This is a genomic window from Actinoplanes sp. NPDC051861, assembly GCF_040681145.1.
GTDB lineage: Bacteria > Actinomycetota > Actinomycetes > Mycobacteriales > Micromonosporaceae > Actinoplanes.
In genome coordinates this window covers 153748-169286 of the sequence record NZ_JBFAYE010000017.1, presented here as the reverse complement: position 1 = coordinate 169286, position 15539 = coordinate 153748, and the positions used below count along the sequence as shown (strand labels likewise).

Annotated in this window: 12 protein-coding genes; 4 read left to right on the top strand and 8 right to left on the bottom strand. The window is 67.8% G+C overall.

What is annotated here, in order from left to right; translation table 11 throughout:
* Nucleotides 1-1185 precede the first annotated feature (1185 nt).
* From AB0M02_RS33840 to AB0M02_RS33825, 4 genes are all read right to left on the bottom strand, one after another.
* The gene (locus tag AB0M02_RS33840; RefSeq protein WP_364234418.1) at nt 1186-4431 is read right to left on the bottom strand and encodes a discoidin domain-containing protein; all 3246 of its coding nucleotides are present in this window, start codon (nt 4429-4431) and stop codon (nt 1186-1188) included.
* Nucleotides 4432-4448: 17 nt separating this feature from the next.
* Entirely contained in the window at nt 4449-5882 is a 1434-nt protein-coding gene (locus tag AB0M02_RS33835; RefSeq protein ID WP_364234417.1) for a glycoside hydrolase family 43 protein, read from the bottom strand.
* Nucleotides 5883-5896: 14 nt separating this feature from the next.
* The gene (locus AB0M02_RS33830; RefSeq protein ID WP_364234415.1) at nt 5897-8323 is read right to left on the bottom strand and encodes a beta-L-arabinofuranosidase domain-containing protein; all 2427 of its coding nucleotides are present in this window, start codon (nt 8321-8323) and stop codon (nt 5897-5899) included.
* 62 nt (nt 8324-8385) lie between these two features.
* On the bottom strand, nt 8386-9225 hold the full coding sequence (locus tag AB0M02_RS33825) for a hypothetical protein (protein WP_364234414.1): 840 nt from the start codon (nt 9223-9225) through the stop codon (nt 8386-8388).
* Nucleotides 9226-9606: 381 nt separating this feature from the next.
* Between AB0M02_RS33825 and AB0M02_RS33820 the strand changes: the two genes are divergently transcribed.
* Nucleotides 9607-10674 (top strand): AraC family transcriptional regulator, encoded by a 1068-nt coding sequence (locus AB0M02_RS33820; protein WP_364234412.1) that lies wholly within the window; start codon nt 9607-9609, stop codon nt 10672-10674.
* The gene (locus AB0M02_RS33815) at nt 10674-11414 is read left to right on the top strand and encodes an SDR family NAD(P)-dependent oxidoreductase (protein ID WP_364234411.1); all 741 of its coding nucleotides are present in this window, start codon (nt 10674-10676) and stop codon (nt 11412-11414) included. The genes AB0M02_RS33820 and AB0M02_RS33815 overlap by 1 nt, the downstream gene beginning before the upstream one ends.
* A gap of 241 nt (nt 11415-11655) precedes the next feature.
* Here AB0M02_RS33815 and AB0M02_RS33810 read toward each other — a convergent pair whose 3' ends face one another.
* The 3 genes from AB0M02_RS33810 to AB0M02_RS33800 all read right to left on the bottom strand — a co-directional run bounded on the left by AB0M02_RS33810 (nt 11656) and on the right by AB0M02_RS33800 (nt 13472).
* A complete protein-coding gene (locus AB0M02_RS33810; RefSeq protein ID WP_364234409.1) occupies nt 11656-11964 on the bottom strand; it encodes a transcriptional regulator in 309 nt (102 codons plus the stop codon).
* Nucleotides 11961-12431 (bottom strand): hypothetical protein, encoded by a 471-nt coding sequence (locus AB0M02_RS33805; protein ID WP_364234406.1) that lies wholly within the window; start codon nt 12429-12431, stop codon nt 11961-11963. Before AB0M02_RS33805 ends, AB0M02_RS33810 begins: the two co-directional genes overlap by 4 nt.
* Nucleotides 12432-12512: 81 nt before the next feature.
* Entirely contained in the window at nt 12513-13472 is a 960-nt protein-coding gene (locus AB0M02_RS33800) for an NAD(P)-dependent alcohol dehydrogenase (protein WP_364234404.1), read from the bottom strand.
* A 121-nt stretch (nt 13473-13593) separates the two neighbouring features.
* On the opposite strand from AB0M02_RS33800, the gene AB0M02_RS33795 reads away from it, so the two are divergent.
* Both AB0M02_RS33795 and AB0M02_RS33790 read left to right on the top strand, forming a co-directional pair.
* Nucleotides 13594-13794 (top strand): hypothetical protein, encoded by a 201-nt coding sequence (locus tag AB0M02_RS33795; RefSeq protein ID WP_364234402.1) that lies wholly within the window; start codon nt 13594-13596, stop codon nt 13792-13794.
* A 16-nt stretch (nt 13795-13810) separates the two neighbouring features.
* On the top strand, nt 13811-14512 hold the full coding sequence (locus AB0M02_RS33790) for a DUF998 domain-containing protein (protein ID WP_364234400.1): 702 nt from the start codon (nt 13811-13813) through the stop codon (nt 14510-14512).
* Here the strand turns inward: AB0M02_RS33790 and AB0M02_RS33785 are convergent.
* Nucleotides 14479-15351: a sulfotransferase domain-containing protein gene (locus AB0M02_RS33785; protein WP_364234503.1), complete on the bottom strand. Its 873-nt coding sequence runs from the start codon at nt 15349-15351 to the stop codon at nt 14479-14481. The two genes, AB0M02_RS33790 and AB0M02_RS33785, sit on opposite strands and share 34 nt — an antisense overlap.
* Between the last annotated feature and the right edge of the window lie 188 nt (nt 15352-15539).

The following is a 15539-nucleotide window of genomic DNA, read 5'->3' as shown; positions in this document are numbered from 1 at the left end:
GTCCTGCGTTCCCTGCGTTCCCTGCGTTCCCTGCGTTCCCTGCGTTCCCTGCGTTCCCTGCGTTCCCTGCGTTCCCTGCGTTCCCTGCGTTCCCTGCGTTCCCTGCTCGGCCTGCGCTCCCCGCGCTCGCTTTGTGCCCTGCGCTCCCTGCGGGCTGGGCGCTGGCGGGGCGCGCGGCAGGCGGCGGGCGGCGGCGTCGGGCGGGCGATCTGCCTTTGCTCGTAGGGTAGGTGGGCAGGAAAGCGGATCTGCTAATGGCGCTCGGCGCGCGACGTCGGCATTTCAGTGGGTCAAGAACGCCCAATTCAGCTGATTCTCTGCTCCTTTCTGCCTTGACCATCGCATCGTGACCACAACGGACCGTGCCCAAAATGCAATCATCGAGTGTCACCGTGACCACTTTCTCGGACTGTCCACTAGAATTCATTAAATGCCGACCGTGAGAGGTAGTCGGCAGGTTGGACCCCGGCCGCCCTTCCGGAGCCGCTCCGGGCAGAGGTGAATCGGTGGCCGTCCCAAATCGCGGAGTGATAAACGCGGTCGATGTTGACGGCGTGGCGAGTGGCGGCCGCCGAGCAACTCCGGCTGCGCCCTGGGATGGTTGTGGTGCAGCTTGGGCTGTGGCCTGGGGTGGCCGCCGCGCAGCTCCGGCTGTGGTCCGAAGCGGTTGTGGTGCAGTTTCGGCCGTGACCTGGGGCGGCCGCCGCGCAGCTCTGGCTGTGACTTGGGGCGGCCGCCGCGCAGGTCCGGCTGTGACTTGGGGCGGCCGCCGCGCAGCTCTGGCTGTGGCCCGAGGTGGTTGTGGTTCAGTTTCGGCTGTGACCTGGGGTGGTTGCGGCGGAGCTGAGGATGTGGGCGGTCGCGGCGCCGCCGCCGGGTTTGGCGCAGGCCTCCCGGCGCAGGGTGCAGACCTTTCCTGACGGATGCGGCGAAGCTTCTCAGCATGACGGCGCCGCAACCCCCACTCACGATGCCGTTCGTGCTCCCGGCGGAATTCCTCGCCAGCGGGAGAATAGTTGCGAGACAGCGTCCGGTCGCGCATTTCGGCAACCTGTGCCCGACTGAACAAAGATATCTGTCCCATGCCCATAATTGTCCCGCCCACCGCAGGCCCAACTGTAAGAGCAATAATGTGCCAACCTAAACCGGCGTGCGGGCCCGCCCCCGGCGAGCCCGCACGTCAAATCAGGCGAAGGCTTTCACCTCCAGGAGGCCGACCGATGAGGCGCCGCTCGTCAGGGCGACCCGCAGGCGCGTCGTGCTGATCTGGGAGAACGTCACCTGGTTGTACTGGTTGGCCGCCACCGGATAGCCGCTCGGCGACGGGACGTCGACGTATGCCGAGCCGTTCCAGTACTGGAGCTTCCAGGAGGCGGGGAGATCGATCCCCTGGCCGTCGTCGAAGAAGTAGATCTGGGCGGAGCGCAGGGACTGGGCGGTGGACCAGGTCAGCTCGGCCCACTGCTGGCCGGTGTTGGGCCAGGTGCCCCAGCGCGGGTTGACCGTGTCGTTGGAGGACGGGGGGTCGATGCCGTCGTTGATGGCGGCCACCGACTCCCAGGAGGAGGTGTAGGAAGCGCTCGGAGTGGCGGATGCGGCCAGGTTGGGGTTGGACGGGACGGTGCCCGAGCCGTACAGCTTGACCTCGGTCAGGCCGACGCGGGTGCTGCCCGACGGCTGGGTGAACACGATGCGCAGGCGTGGTGTGCTGACCGGTGTGAAGGTCACCTTGTTGAAGTTGGACTGCGGCGCCGAGGGCGACTTCACCTGTGAGGCCGTGTTGACCCAGGCCGAGCCGTTCCAGTACTGGACGTTGTAGGCCGACGGCGGGCGATAGCGGTTGCCGGCCCGGTCGTTGCGGAAGTAGATCCACGCCTCGTCGATGGTGCGGTTCGCGCCGAAGTTCAGCTCGTACCAGTCGGTGGCGTTGGTGCTGCCGTACGAACCCCAGAGCGGCGAGTTCGTCGGCAGGCCGTCGACGGCGCCGGTCGCCGAGGTGCCCGAGGTGGTGTAGGAGGCGGAGACGGTCGAGCCCCCCGCCAGGTTGGCGCGGGTCGAGGTGAGGTCGACGCCGGCCTTGGCGAAGATGTCGACCACGCGGGCGCTGCTCTGGACGACGTTCTGCGGTGCTTGCAGTCCGGAGAACGCGGTGCTGAACGACACCGTGCCGGCGGTTCCGGGGAACGTGACCGCGCCGGTCGACGGGTTGTAGACGAAGCCGACCAGGCTGTTGACGGTGGCCACCCGAGTGCCGTTCAGGTAGATCGAGTAGCCCTGCGGGACTCCGCTGTAACGCGTGACGCCGTCGGCCGGGTCGTCCCAGACGACCGAGAGGTTGGCGTTGCGGTAGCGGAGGTTGTTGACCGCGAAGTGCGTCCAGCCGATGTTGATCGGAGAGAGCTCGATCTGCGCGTCGTTGCGCGGCCGCAGGCCCGCCACGTCCTCGATGATCGTCCAGTTGCTGCTGCCGAGGATGTTGTGGTGGATCCACGAGCGGTAGTTGATCGAGCTGCCGTTCCAGTCGGCCCAGAACTCGTTGGCGTCCGGCCAGGCGGTGTTGCCGCCCACGTACTGTGCCCAGGCGTTCCAGTAGAGCAGCTTCTTGTAGTCCTCGTTGTTCATCCACGAGTTGGGGTAGTTGCGCAGCACCGACGAGTAGAGCCGGAACTGCACCGTCGAGTTGATCGTGGAGAAGTTGTTGCTGCCCGGGTTGCCGGCCGCCGCCGCGGCCGCCTTGTCCACCTGGTTGGCGGTGTAGAACGGGAAGATCGGGTACTGCGCCTGGTCGGCGAACAGCCGCAGCGCCTCCCGGTACTGGGCGGTGTTCGGCATCAGCCCCACCGAGTACGGGTAGTAGTTGTTGATCTCCTTCCACGGCACGTGCGTGTTCGTCGACACGTGCTTGTGCTCCAGCAGCTGCCGTGACGGATTCCAGAGAGTGTTGACCACACCGTTGCGGATCCGGTCGGCGAGCGTCTGCATCTCGGTCGCCTTCGCCGTGTTACCCATCAGCGAGTACGCGTCCCGCGCCGCGTTGGCCGCCGACCACACGTACGCCGTCTCGGCCCGGTCGAGGTTGCCGGCCCGCCAGTGGAACGACACCGCGTCCGCGTCGTTGCCGGTCATGGCGCCCCAGTCGTACTCGATGACGCCGTTGTTGTTGGTGTCGTACGTCGCGAGCTGGCCCTTGGCATCACCCTCCGCGTAGCGGGCGAAGTTGTTGAGCATCGCCGGCTGACCACCGTGGATCTGATAGGCCCGCCAGGCGGCTTCCGCGATGTACTGCGTGTACGAGTTCGACCAGTTCTCCGGGTCACCCGGGTTGTCCATGAACCGGCCGTTCGCCGAGTACTGCCCGACCGCCAGGTACGGCCCGTAGGAGTACTCCGCGCCGCGCAGGTACTTCAGGTCGTCGATATGCATCGGCTGGGTCAGCGCGATCGCGTTGTTGTACCCGGTCACGCCCTCGATCGACTGCGGGAACTGGAAGTCCTGCCCCGGGATGTCCGCGTCGAGGTGGTTGAACCGCATCAGCCACCAGCGGTAGTAGATGTTCTTCTTGATCGCCGCGTCCGGCACGTCGATGTAGGGCACGTTGTCGGCCCACCACCGGTTGTAGGCGCGCACATGCGTGGCGAACGCGTCGGCCGCCGACTGCGCGCGGTAGGAGTCGTACTCCGTGCGCGACTGCGGAATCTCGTTGGCGACGAGGCCGAGCTGCACCTTCACGGTGACCGTCGCGCCCGCACCGACCGTGACCGACCGGCTGAGCGCGCCGCTCGCGGCCGTGAAGCCGTCACCGGAGAAGCGCGGGTAGAGCGTCGTCAGGTTGTTCTTGACGGCGCGCGTTCCAGTCAGTTCTGTGCCGCTGACGGTGGTTGCGTAGGGCGATGTCGCCGAAAGTTGCACGGTTGCCGACGAAGTTCCCGTGTTGACCACCGCCACGTTGGTGACCAGCACGTTGTTGTCGGTGATGAACTTCGTGACGTCGAGCCGGATCGAGCCGCCGGTGTGCACGCTGCGCCAGTGGCTGGGTGTCTGGCGGCGCTGTGCGGCCTGTTCGGTGAAGGTGCCGGGTGAGGCCGTGATCGCGTACGCGTTCTGGCTGCTGATGTTGTCCCAGTAGGCCGCGTTTCCGCCGAACCCGATGACGGACGGGTTGTGCGTGTTCATGTAAGCGGCGCGTCCGCGTGTCATCAGCCAGGTGCCAGCCGGGTCGTTGCCGGTGCGGGCGAGCAGGCGATCCATCCAGAAGTCGGTGCCGGAGGCCTCCGCGTCGTAGATCGCTCGCATCGTGTCACCGGTCGAGTAGCCCACCGGCGGCGCGGGAATCGATCCGGTGTTGCTGAACGTCGGGTAGCCGATGGGTTGAGCTGCCTGCGCCGGTGAAGCCTGGGCGACCAGGCCGGCTGCGAGAAGAAGACCAATCATGGGGTACGCGCGAAGCTTCACGACCGGAACGCCTTCCACTCGAGAACACCGGTGGACAGGCCGCTCTTGGACGTGATCAGCAGCCGCAACCTTGTCGTGTTGACCGTGTTGAATTGGATTGAGTTGTCGGTGTTGCCGGCAACTCCACATGTTGATTGGCCAGGGGCATCAACGTATGTACTGCCGTTCCAGTACTGCAGTCGACACGACGCGGGCAGATCAATGCCCTGATTGTCGTCGAACCAGTAGACCGAGGATCGGTTGATCGACTGTGCGGCCGACCACTGGTACTCGATCCACTGTGTGCCCTGTTGCGGCCAGTTGCCGTATGCCAGGTTCGACCGGTCCTGCGAGTTTGACGGCGTCCCCCCGTTGTTGATCGCCGCGAGGCTCTCCCACGACGACACATAGGACGTCGACGCAGTCGCGGACGGCGCGATGTTCGTTCCACTGCCTCCACCGCCCGTGCCCGGGTTCGGCGGCGGGCCGGTGGTCGTCTGCACGACCTGCTGGATGGTGCCGTCGGCGTTGAAGTACAGCCGGTCAACCGCAACTGACCTGCGGAAGTTGCCGCCACCGGGCGCGTTCGCGTTGTGGTAGACGATGTACCACTGGCCGTTGAACTCGACGACGCCCGCGTGGTTGGTGGTCGACGAGACCTGGCCGAGCACGATGCCCCGGTGCGTCCACGGGCCGAGTGGACTGGTCGCCGTCGCGTACCGCTGGCAGGCGTAGTTGGAGTTGGTGACGCAGCCGCTGGTGTCGTTGGCGGCGTACATCATGTAGTAGAGGCCGTTGCGTTTGAACATCCACGGGGCCTCCCAGTAATTGGTGAGTCCCGACGGGGTGACGACCGAGCCGACCGTGTCGATCATGTTGGCGGCCAGCCGGACCGCGCGGACGCCCCAGTAGCCGCCCCAGTACATGTATGCCTGGCCGTCGTCGTCCACGAAGACGGTCGGGTCGATGTTGAGGCCGGACGAGTTCGGCGTGCTGTCGCTGATCAGCGGGCCGCCCTTGGCGTCGGTGAACGGGCCGAGCGGGGTGTCGCCGACCGCCACGCCGATGTTCATCCAGCCCGCGCCGTTGCCGTTGATCGAGGTGTACCAGTAGTACCTGCCGTTGCGCGGCTCGACCTCGCCGGCCCACGCGTCGGCGCCGGCCCACGGGAACGTCGCGATGTTCGCCCTGGCGCCGTTGTCGGTCCAGGTCGCCGCGTCGGTGGAGGACAGGACCCGCCACTCGCGCATCACGAAGTTGCTCGTGCCGGTGGGGGCCTCGTCGCGGCCCGCGTAGATGTACATGGTGTTGCCGACGACGAGGGGTGCTGGATCGGCGGTGTAGATGTTGGTGATGATCGGGTTGGCGGCTTGCGCCGGCGTCGCGACCGCTGCCGCGGCCGCCGCAGTGACCAGCGCCAACACGGCGGCCGGCCATCTCCTGGATGACATCTGATTTCCCCTTCTTACTGACCGGTGGCGTGCAGTTGGGAAACCTCGGACGCGGACAGGGCCCGGCTGTACAGCCGGAGGTTGTCCACGGCCGCGGTCAGGTAGGGATCGCCGGCGTACTGCGAACGGCCGATCCAGTTCTGGGTGGTGGCGCCGAGCGCGGACGGCCGCACCGTCAGCGCGCTGTTGCGGGCGACCTCGGCGCCGTTGACGTAGAGCACGCCGACGTTGCCGGTGTGCGTGACGGCGACGTGGGTCCACGTGCCGGTCGGCAGCGCGGCGGGCGCGTCGATGCGCTGCTCACCGCCGGATCCGCCCGTGGTGATCGCGTATCGCGCGGTGCCCGCGCTGCTGCGCGGGGTGAGGAACATGTTGGCGCCGGTGCCGCTGCCGAGGTCGAAGACGCGGGTCCAGGTCGCGGCGGCGTCGATGCGCACCCAGGTGGCGATGGTGAAGGAGGCGGCGCCGGCCAGGATTCCGGCGGGGAGTGAGACGTACGCGCTCCCGCCGCCGAGCAGCACCGCACTCCCACTGCGCCCCGCCGTCCGAGTCGCGCCCCCGGCAAGCGTGGCGTTCCAGCCGTTGCCGGTCGCGTCGACCGCCGTCGTCCCGGACGCCTCGTCGAACGGATAGTGCGCCGAGGTCGCACCACTGGACGCGACACTCCAGTACACCGAGTACCGCTGTCCGTGTGTCTTGTAGAACGGCCGGAGCAGCACCGATCCGGTCGTGTACTCGAGGGCCGTGCCGGTCGGCCGCAGGCTCGCCGGGTCGAGGCTTGGCAGCGCGCTCAGGTTGCTCGTGCCGAACTGCCCGGCCAGCACGATCGGGCCGTGCTTGACCGCACGCACCGCCGGGTTGTCCGGAGTCGGTTCCAGGCTCAGCGCCATCGGCAGGCTGATGTCGACGGTGTCGCCGCTCGCCCAGGTACGGCTGATCTGCAGGTAGCTGCCGGCAACCGGGGTACCGGTGAGCGTGCCGTTGACGCGTACCTGAGCGCCGCTCGTCCACGACGGGATCCGGATCCGCAGGTCGATCGCGCCCGACCCGGTGATCGTCAGCCGTGATGTTGACGTCTCCGGATACGTGGTGGACTGCTGGATCGTGATGCCTCGGCCGGGCCACGTCAATGTTGACGCGATGAACAGGTTGACGTACAACGTGTTGCCGTTATGGAAGTAAATGCTGTCGACATACTTCGTGTTGGTCTCCATCCCGGTGCCGTGGCAGCAGGTGAAGTTGTTGTAGTCGTTGCTGTACGTCTTGATCCCGCCGGCCCGCAGCGGCACGTAATAGCAGTGGTGCCCGTTCGCCGAGTCCGGGTTCTGCGCGCCGAGCAGGTGGTTGTAGAGCGCCTTCTCATAGAAGTCCATCAGCTCGCCCGCCCGGCCCGGGTCGGTGAAGACCAGCTGCCGGGTCAGCTTGAGCATGTTGTACGAGTTGCAGCACTCACACGTCGTGTCGGACAGCTCGCTCGCGATCCGGTTCGGCGCCTGGAAGTACTCGCCGTTGGAGTTGCCGCCGATCGCGTACGAATGCTGGCGCACCACGAAGTTCCAGAAGTTGACGGCGATGTCGCGGTACCGGGCCGTACCGGTCGCGTGATAGGCGCGAATGGCCGCGAGTGCCTTCGGGATCTGCGTGTTCGCGTGGAACCCCGCGAGGGCGTCGGTGTTCGCCGCGAGCGGGTCGAGCACCTGCGCGTGGTCGAAGTACTGTGCGGTGGTCAGGTGCGCGGTGTTCTCGCTCAACTGGTACAGGTTGAACAGCGTCTCCCCGATTCCGCCGAATTCGACGCGGAGCATCTGCTGGCGCTGCGCGTACGTCAGGCGGCTGTTGCGTGTCTGCACCCAGGCCGCCTTGCGCTCCAGCACGGTCAGCGCCTGGGCGTTGCCGGCGAGCAGATGCTGGTCGAGCAGCCCCTGCACGATCTTGTGCAGTGTGTAGTAGGGCGCCCACACCTGCTGGCCGGTCTCCACCCGGTCGATGAAGCTCTCCGGGTACGCCGACAGGTAGCCGTTGGACCGCTGGCACAGCGCCAGTTGCGCGACCAGGTAGTCGCCCTTGGTCTTGAACGCGGTGTCGCCGGTGCTCGCGTACGCCTGCGCGAGGGCGGTGAGCACGTGCCCGATGGAGTGTCCGCGAAGTTCCGTGGTTGGTGACTCCCAGCCACCGCACGGGGTAGCGGTCGAGGACAGCCCGGCGGTGATCCGGAACATGTGCAGCAACCGGTCGGCGTTGAGGAACTTCAGGTAGGTGTGGGTGCGGCCGGCGTTGGCGGCGAACGGACCGCTGCCGAGGCGGACGGCGGTGAGCGGGAACGCGTACACCGAGACGCCGAAGTCGGGGCGGGCGAGCGCGGGCGCGGCGGGCAGCACGGTGGTTGCGGCGCCGGCGGCACCGGCGGCGGAGGCCATGAGGAGGGTACGGCGAGAGAGCATCACTGGCCCTTCTGGGAGGCGCCCCGGCCGGACTGGACACAAACCGGCCGGGGCGTGCGAAATCAGTAGCCGTAGCGGCTCTTCAGATGCCGCCACCAGTCCCGGAACATCCAGGCGTCGAACTCGGTGATCTGCGCGGCGCTGCCGGCCTTCATGAGGAAGCCGCCGACACCGCTCGGGGTCCAGTCGTAGAAGTCGTCCAGGCCCCAGGTGTGGCCTATCTCGTGCAGCAGGATGTGCACGTTGTTGGTGTTGAGGTTGCCCATGTAGTACTCACGGCCGATTCGCTGTCCCCAGTCGCCGCCGGCGCCACCGCCGAAGCCGTCGGTCAGCCACAGCGACTGGTCGTAGTGCCGCGCGGCACCGCCGGGACAGCGCGGGTACTGGCCGTTCTGGTTGAAGAACCGGCCGCACGGTGCTGCGCATTGCGGCGCGTTCTCGCGGATGTCGTTGACGTAGATGTCCACGGATGTGTCGCTCCACTGCAGCTGGGAGCGGTTGCGGACGGCCCAGCCGACGACCCGGATCGGCACGCTCGAGTACGGCCAGGCGTTGTGCCCGACCAGCTCGTCCATCCACTTCTTGTACTGCCGGGCCAGTTGCGCGTGGATCTGGTCGCGCTGTGCCGCGGTAACGTTCGCCGAGGAGTCCCAGCGGACGCAGTAGTTGATGTAACCGCGGTTGGCCATGACCTGGTCCCAGCCGTAGTTGCGGAACCCGTACAGATTGCCGCCGTTGTAGGTCTGCTCCTGGTGCTGCCACACCTGGTTGAGCGGCGTGACCAGGTTGGACGGCGGGCTCCAGGTCGGCGGAGCGGCGTGCGCGGCGGACGGAGTCAGGCTGACGGCCACCAGTACGGCGATGATCGCCGTGAGCAGGGTTCGCAGCGGACGTGTTCTCATGGAACCTCCATGACATTTACACATGTCGATTTCTTGGGTTCTGGTGCACCCCCGTGTGACGCGCGCAGTGGTGGTCGCCGGGCGTCGCGCTCGCAGCCATCCCGGACAGCCGCGATGGCTGCCGGGGCCCCTGGCGAACGAGGCGGTCCGGTCGGGACTCCGTCCTGTCTGTCCCCTGTGGAAGTCAGCGTTCCCTACGAAAACGTTTTCGGCAAGATGTGCAACGGGTTACGAATAGAAACCCGTGAACGAACGATCCCGCTGGTAGCGTCCTCGCAGCCACGGCGGCGGGAACCGAAAGCACGTTTGCGTCCCGGGTATTTCCGCCGGCTTGGCGCGATCGTTCAAGACCGCCGGGGCAGGGCTTTCTACGGTGGTGGCATGCGAGCGGAAGCGGTGGCGATGGACGACTTCGCGAGCGGCGTTCTGGTCGCCGCGGTGCGCCGGGCACTCGCCGCCGACGGCCTCCTGCCCCCGGAACCGCCACCGACCGCCGCGGCAGAAGCGGTGGGCGGGCCAGGGCCGGCGGGTGGCGGAGCAGGGCCGGCCGGCGGCGGCGTTAGACCGGCGGGTGGCGGCGTAAGACCGGCTGGTGGCGGGGTAAGGCCGGCGGGTGGTGACGCGGCGCCGGTGCATGGGGCGCTTGTGCCGCTTGCGGAGAAGCGGAGTCTGCTCAGCGCGGTCGCCGCCGAGCACGGGCTGTTGCCGCTGCTGTCGGTCGGGCGGACGTTGTTGCGGGACTCGGCCGATCCGGCGCTGGCGGCGCTGCGGGCGGCGACCGGGCCCGGTGACCTGCTCGATCGGTGGGGGCGGCTGGAGCGGTTCACGCACTCCCGGCACCGGGTCGTCGTGCATCGGATCAGTGCCACCGGGATGGAGGCCGAGCACAAGGGCCCTCCCGGTCAGCCGCCGGAGCCGCCGGAGGACGCGCTGATCCTGGGGCTGCTGACCGCCCTGATGACGGCCACCGGGGCGCGTGGATTGACTGTGGGGCTTTCTGCGTACGCAAGTGATGTTGTTTTCATCCGCGACGCCTTCCGCACCCCGCTCGCCGGACCCGGCACCGCCTCGTGGCATTTTTCCTGGTCATCGTGGGTGATGCCGCTGCGGAGGGCGCCCTCGCCCGACGAGAGCCCGGCTGCGCGGACCCGGCGGATGCTCTCCTGCGACCTGGCGCGGCGATGGACGCTCGACGCCGTGGCGGGGGAGCTGGGTGTCTCGGCGCGCAGTCTGCAACGGCGGCTGCGTGACGAGCGGGGCTTCAGCGGGCTGCTCGCCGCGGTCCGTGCCGATGCCGCCGCCGTGCTGCTGCGCGAGGGGCGGCACCCGCTCAGCGTCATCGGCTTCACCTGCGGATATGCCGACCAGCCGCATTTCACACGTGAGTTCAAACGCCGCACCGCGATGACGCCGGGGCAGTATCGCGCGGCCTTCGGAGAGGAATCCTGATGGACGGAACGGTTCTCGTGACGGGCGGAACCCGGGGGATCGGGCGGGCGCTGACCGAGCGGCTGATCGGCGCGGGGGCGAGGGTGGCGGTGGTCGGGCGGGACCGGGAGCGGCTGGCGGAACTGGCCGCTGAGCACGGTGAACGGGTGACGGCGTGGCCGGTCGATCTCGCGGACCCGGCCGCGGTGGACGGGTTCCTGAACGAGGTCACTGAGCGGCACCCCGACCTCTCGGTAGTGATCAACAACGCCGCGGTGCAGACGCAGACCGACTTCCTCGGCGCGGATCCGGTGGCGATGCGACCGGTCCTGCGCCGGGAGATCGCGATCAACCTGGACGCGCTCGTGGCGATCTCCACCGGGCTGCTGCCGCATCTGCGCGAAAGGCCGGCGGCGGCGATCGTCAACCTGACCACCGGGCTGGCGCTGGCGCCCAAGCGCGCGGCGCCGGTCTACTGCGCTACCAAGGCCGGTGTGCGTTCCTTCACCCGAGCGCTGCGTTACCAGTGTGAACGCGACGCGCCGCACATCCGGGTCGCCGAGGCGATCATGCCGGTGGTGGACACCGACATGACCCGTGGACGGGGTACCGGCAAGATCAGTGCGGACGTGGCGGCGGCCGCGGTGCTGGCGGGGCTGGAGCGTGGGCGGGCGGAGATCTACGTCGGGAAGGCCCGGCTGCTGCCCGCGATCATGCGCATCGCCCCGGCGGCCGGGCACCGGTTGCTCCGCGACGGCTGAGCTGTCGGGCGCGGGTGCTTTCGTGCGCGCGCGGCCGAACTGCCGTGGTGTGTGGAGTTGGGGTTCGTGGGTGGGCCGAAGTTCACACATTGGGGTGGCACTGCCGTGGTGTGTGGAGTTCGGGTTCGTGGGTGGGCGGAAGTCCACACATTGGGGTGGCACTGCCGTGGTGTGTGGAGTTGGGGTTCGTGGGTGGGCCGAAGTCCACACATTGCGGTGGCACTGTGCCTGTCCGGAAGCGCTAGGTGACGGCCAGGCCGGCGCGGGCGACGATCTCCTGCAGCGCGGCCACGTGGTCGGCGAACGCCTGCCGCCCCTGCTCGGTGAGCCGTGCCGAGGTGCGTGGCCGCTTGCCCACGAAGCTCTTGCGGATCTCCACGTACCCCGCCTCCTCGAGCGTGGTCAGCTGCTTGGACAGCGCCGAGTCGGAGAGGCCGACGCTGTCACGGAGGAACTTGAAGTCGGCCCACTCGGTGGCGGCGAGGAGGCTGACCAGGGAGAGCCGGGTGGGCGCGTGGATCAGCTCGTCGAAGCGAGGGGTGCCGGTCACTGATCTCCTCCGAGCGGCCGGGACATCATGACCCGGCGCAGATGCGCCATCAGGCGAGGTCCGCCGAAAGCCAGGGCCAGGGCGACGGGCACGCATGCGAAAGTCGCAGGCAAGGGTACGCCGAGAGCCTCCAGTGCGAGTCCGAGTCCGACTCCGGCGGCGACCAGCACGATCGTGAACCCGGCGATCGCGAGTCCGCCCCGTGCCCCGATCAGTTCGTTGCGCACCTGGACGCGGGCCTTGCGGACGACGGCCAGGATCAGTGCGCTCAGCCCGAGGGCGTAGAGGACACTGCCGGTGGCGATCAGCCAGGGGATCCGGCTCTCCACGGCTCCGACGAACATCACCATGAGGACGGCGATGCCCCGCCAGAACCAGGTGGGCACGAGGTTGGTGTCGACGACCTGAGCGCGGCGGGCCTGCATCTCGGCCAGGGCGAGCTCGGCGTCGACCGGTGGGATGGTCATGACTTCCTCCTCGGGCATGTACTTGCCTACTAGGAAAGTAATCCTCACTTTCCTAGTAGGCAAGTACTTTCCTTGGATCGGTCAGACGGTGATCACCACGTTGCCCGACTTGTGCCCGCTGTCGACGTGACGGTGCGCCTCGACGATCTCGGACAGCGGGTAGGTGCGGTCGATCACGACCTGCAGGGCGTCCTGTTCCAGGAGGGTGCGCAGGTCGGCGAGGGCGGCGTGCTTGCGTACCGACATGCCGGTCCGGACGCGGGGGCCGCGGCCGAGCGCGGTGCGGATCGCCAGCACGTTGTTGATCAGGTGGGTGGTGGGCAGGTAGCAGCCGCGCGGGGTCAGGACCGGGCGGCAGGCGGCGAACGAGCTGCGGGTCACGGTGTCGAAGACCGCGTCGTACCGCTCGCCGCTGCGGGTGAAGTCCTCGCGGGAGTAGTCGAAGACCCGCTCGGCGCCCAGCGACTCGACCAGCTTCACGTTGCGGCCGCCGCAGACCCCGTGGACGGTCGCGCCGGCCCGGGCGGCGATCTGCACGGCGTACGTGCCGATGCTGCCGGACGCCCCGATGACGAGCACCCGCTGCCCGGCGCGGATCCCCGCCAGGCCGTGCAGGAAGTGCCAGGCCGTGGTGAAGCCGTCCACCGTGGCCGCGGCCTGCTCGTACGACACGTTCGCCGGGATCGTGGTCAGCGACGCCTTCTCGGACAGGCACTTGTACTCGGCGTTCGCCCCGACCGCGAACCCCGTGAAGCCGAAGACCCGGTCGCCGACCCGGAACCTCCGGACCCGCGGCCCGGCCGCGGTGACCTCGCCGGCGAATTCGAGGCCGAGTACGCGTACCCCCGCTCGCGGCCGCAGCGGCCCCAGGATGATCCGCCCCCATCGCGGCTCGCCCCGGCGCATCCCGCACTCGGCCGAGGTGACCGTCGTGGCGTGTACGCGTACCTGCACCTGATCGCCGGTGGGCACCGGAACCGGCAGCTCGACCGGGGTGAGCACCTCGGGTGGCCCGTAGCTGGAGAACATCACCGCTCGCATCCGGTCATGGTGCGACAGTGACGCTGTGACTGCGCTGAGTAGACGATGAGAGATCCACTCTGAACCGCAACGCTCTTTCGGGTGTATATACCTGCAACTGCGACCGGTAGGGGGCGCCATCATGGCCGAGCGACACGTCGAACTCGCGCTGCTCGAATCCTTGGCCGGCCGGCTCGGCGGAGAGATGCTCGGCACGCCGGATGCCGGCGAGCCGACACCGATCTTCGCGGAGCTGGCCGGCCAGTTCTCCGAGACCCTCTTCCACATGGTGGGCGGTCTGCCAGACAGCGACACGGCTTTCCAGCGCCTGCACAGCAACTGATGGCAGTCTTCGCCGGGTGATCCCTCGTCATCTCGCCGGTCTGGGTGTGGCCTGCGTGACGGCGTGCCTGGCACTGTTCGCCTGGCTGCACGTCGCGCCGCCCTCGTCACTGCTGGACTGGGAGCGGCGGACGCTGAGCCAGTACGCGCTGCTGGACAACGGCTGGGCCTTCGACCTCGCGACGCTGCTGCTCGCGGCCGGATCGGCGGCGGTGCTGGCGGGCCTGGTCCGGGCCGGGGTGGTCCGGGCGCGGTCGGGCGCGGCCGTGGCGCTCGGGCTCTGGGTGGCCGGGCTCGTCGGCGTGGTGGTCTTCGAGAAGCACAACTGGGCGGCCGGGCCGTCGGTCGGTGGTGACGTGCACCGGGTGGCGAGCCTGCTGGCGTTCCTGAGCCTGCCGGTGGCGGCACTGGCGGCCGGGGTGCCGGGGCTGCGGCGGCCGGGATCCCGCGGCGCGGCGGCCGCGGTGGTGATCGGCGGGGTGGTGTCGCTGCTCTGCTTCACGCCGATCCTGTGGGCGCTGATCTCCGAGCCGTGGACCGGGGTGCGCTGGTGGCGGGCGATCCCGCTGGGCGGCGTGGAACGGCTCCTCGGGCTGGCCGAGGTGGTCACCGTGCTGCTGATGGCCCGGTGGGCCGTGCTGAACGCGCGAAAGGGGCCGGCGAGCTCGCCTCACCGGCCCTCCGCTCAGCCGTGGAGAACCTTGGACGTCGACGGGTAACCGAGAAGCTCGATCAGGTTGCCGGTGGCCGCCGTGAACGCCTCGGCGATGTCGTCGTCGAAGTGGTTGCGCCAGTCGCCGGGCTCGCCCTTGCGGTAGTGCGAGACCGATCCGGCGGACTTGCGATCGTTCATCCGGGAGAAGCTGTAACGCGACAGGAGCGTTCCCAGCTCCGGCTCCGGAATCGTGATTCCGCAGTGCCGCATCAGCCTGTCGACCTGTTCCGCCTGCTGTTCACCGATCAGATCCTCGTAGCGGAAAAGGCGCACGTTCTCCGATTCCGGTGCGGTCACCCACGAGCGGATCGCCTTGAAGGTGTTTTTTCCGGCGAGGTGGTCGACCAGGTAGATCAGGCCGTCCTTCTTCGATTTCTCGTGCAGCACCTTGCGGACCTCGAGGACGTCGCCCATCGGTGCGTGGGAATTGCGTGTCGAGAAATAGCTGGAGACCAGGAGATCGCGTGGATCGCGGTAGACGAAGAATGCGCGGTGCTTCTCCGGCTTCTCGATCCGGTCGAACCGCCGGCGCGGGAAGAACAGCGACAGGGCGATCCGGTTCGGCGGGCAGACCTGCGGGTGGCTCCAGTTGGTGAACCGGGGGTCGTAGGTCAGCAAACCCGAATGTCTGTAGACGATCGGATCGCTGAACAGCTCTTTGATCCACTGGCTCGCGGTTTTGCGCACTGCGCAATGATAGATATTCGTGAACTCACAGTGTTCGCTCACCGGAACGGTGAGCCGCAGGCGCGTGTTGTGCGCCTCCTGCATTATGCGACGGAACGCGACCCGGGTGTTCTCGGGTGCGTTCTGCTTGGCGAACATGACAGTGCGATTGAACATTGTCCTTAACCGGCGCAGTCGGGGGAACACATGTTGCGCGGGAGTTTACAAGAATTTCGACCAACTTACTACAGTAGATCGCAGCCGTTCGGCGAAACTGATCTACAGGAACCTCTCAGTGATCGTTGGTTGTGGCTCCAATGATCAACTGTTATCCGGGCGGTTGAGGGGAGCCGGTTCACTCCGGA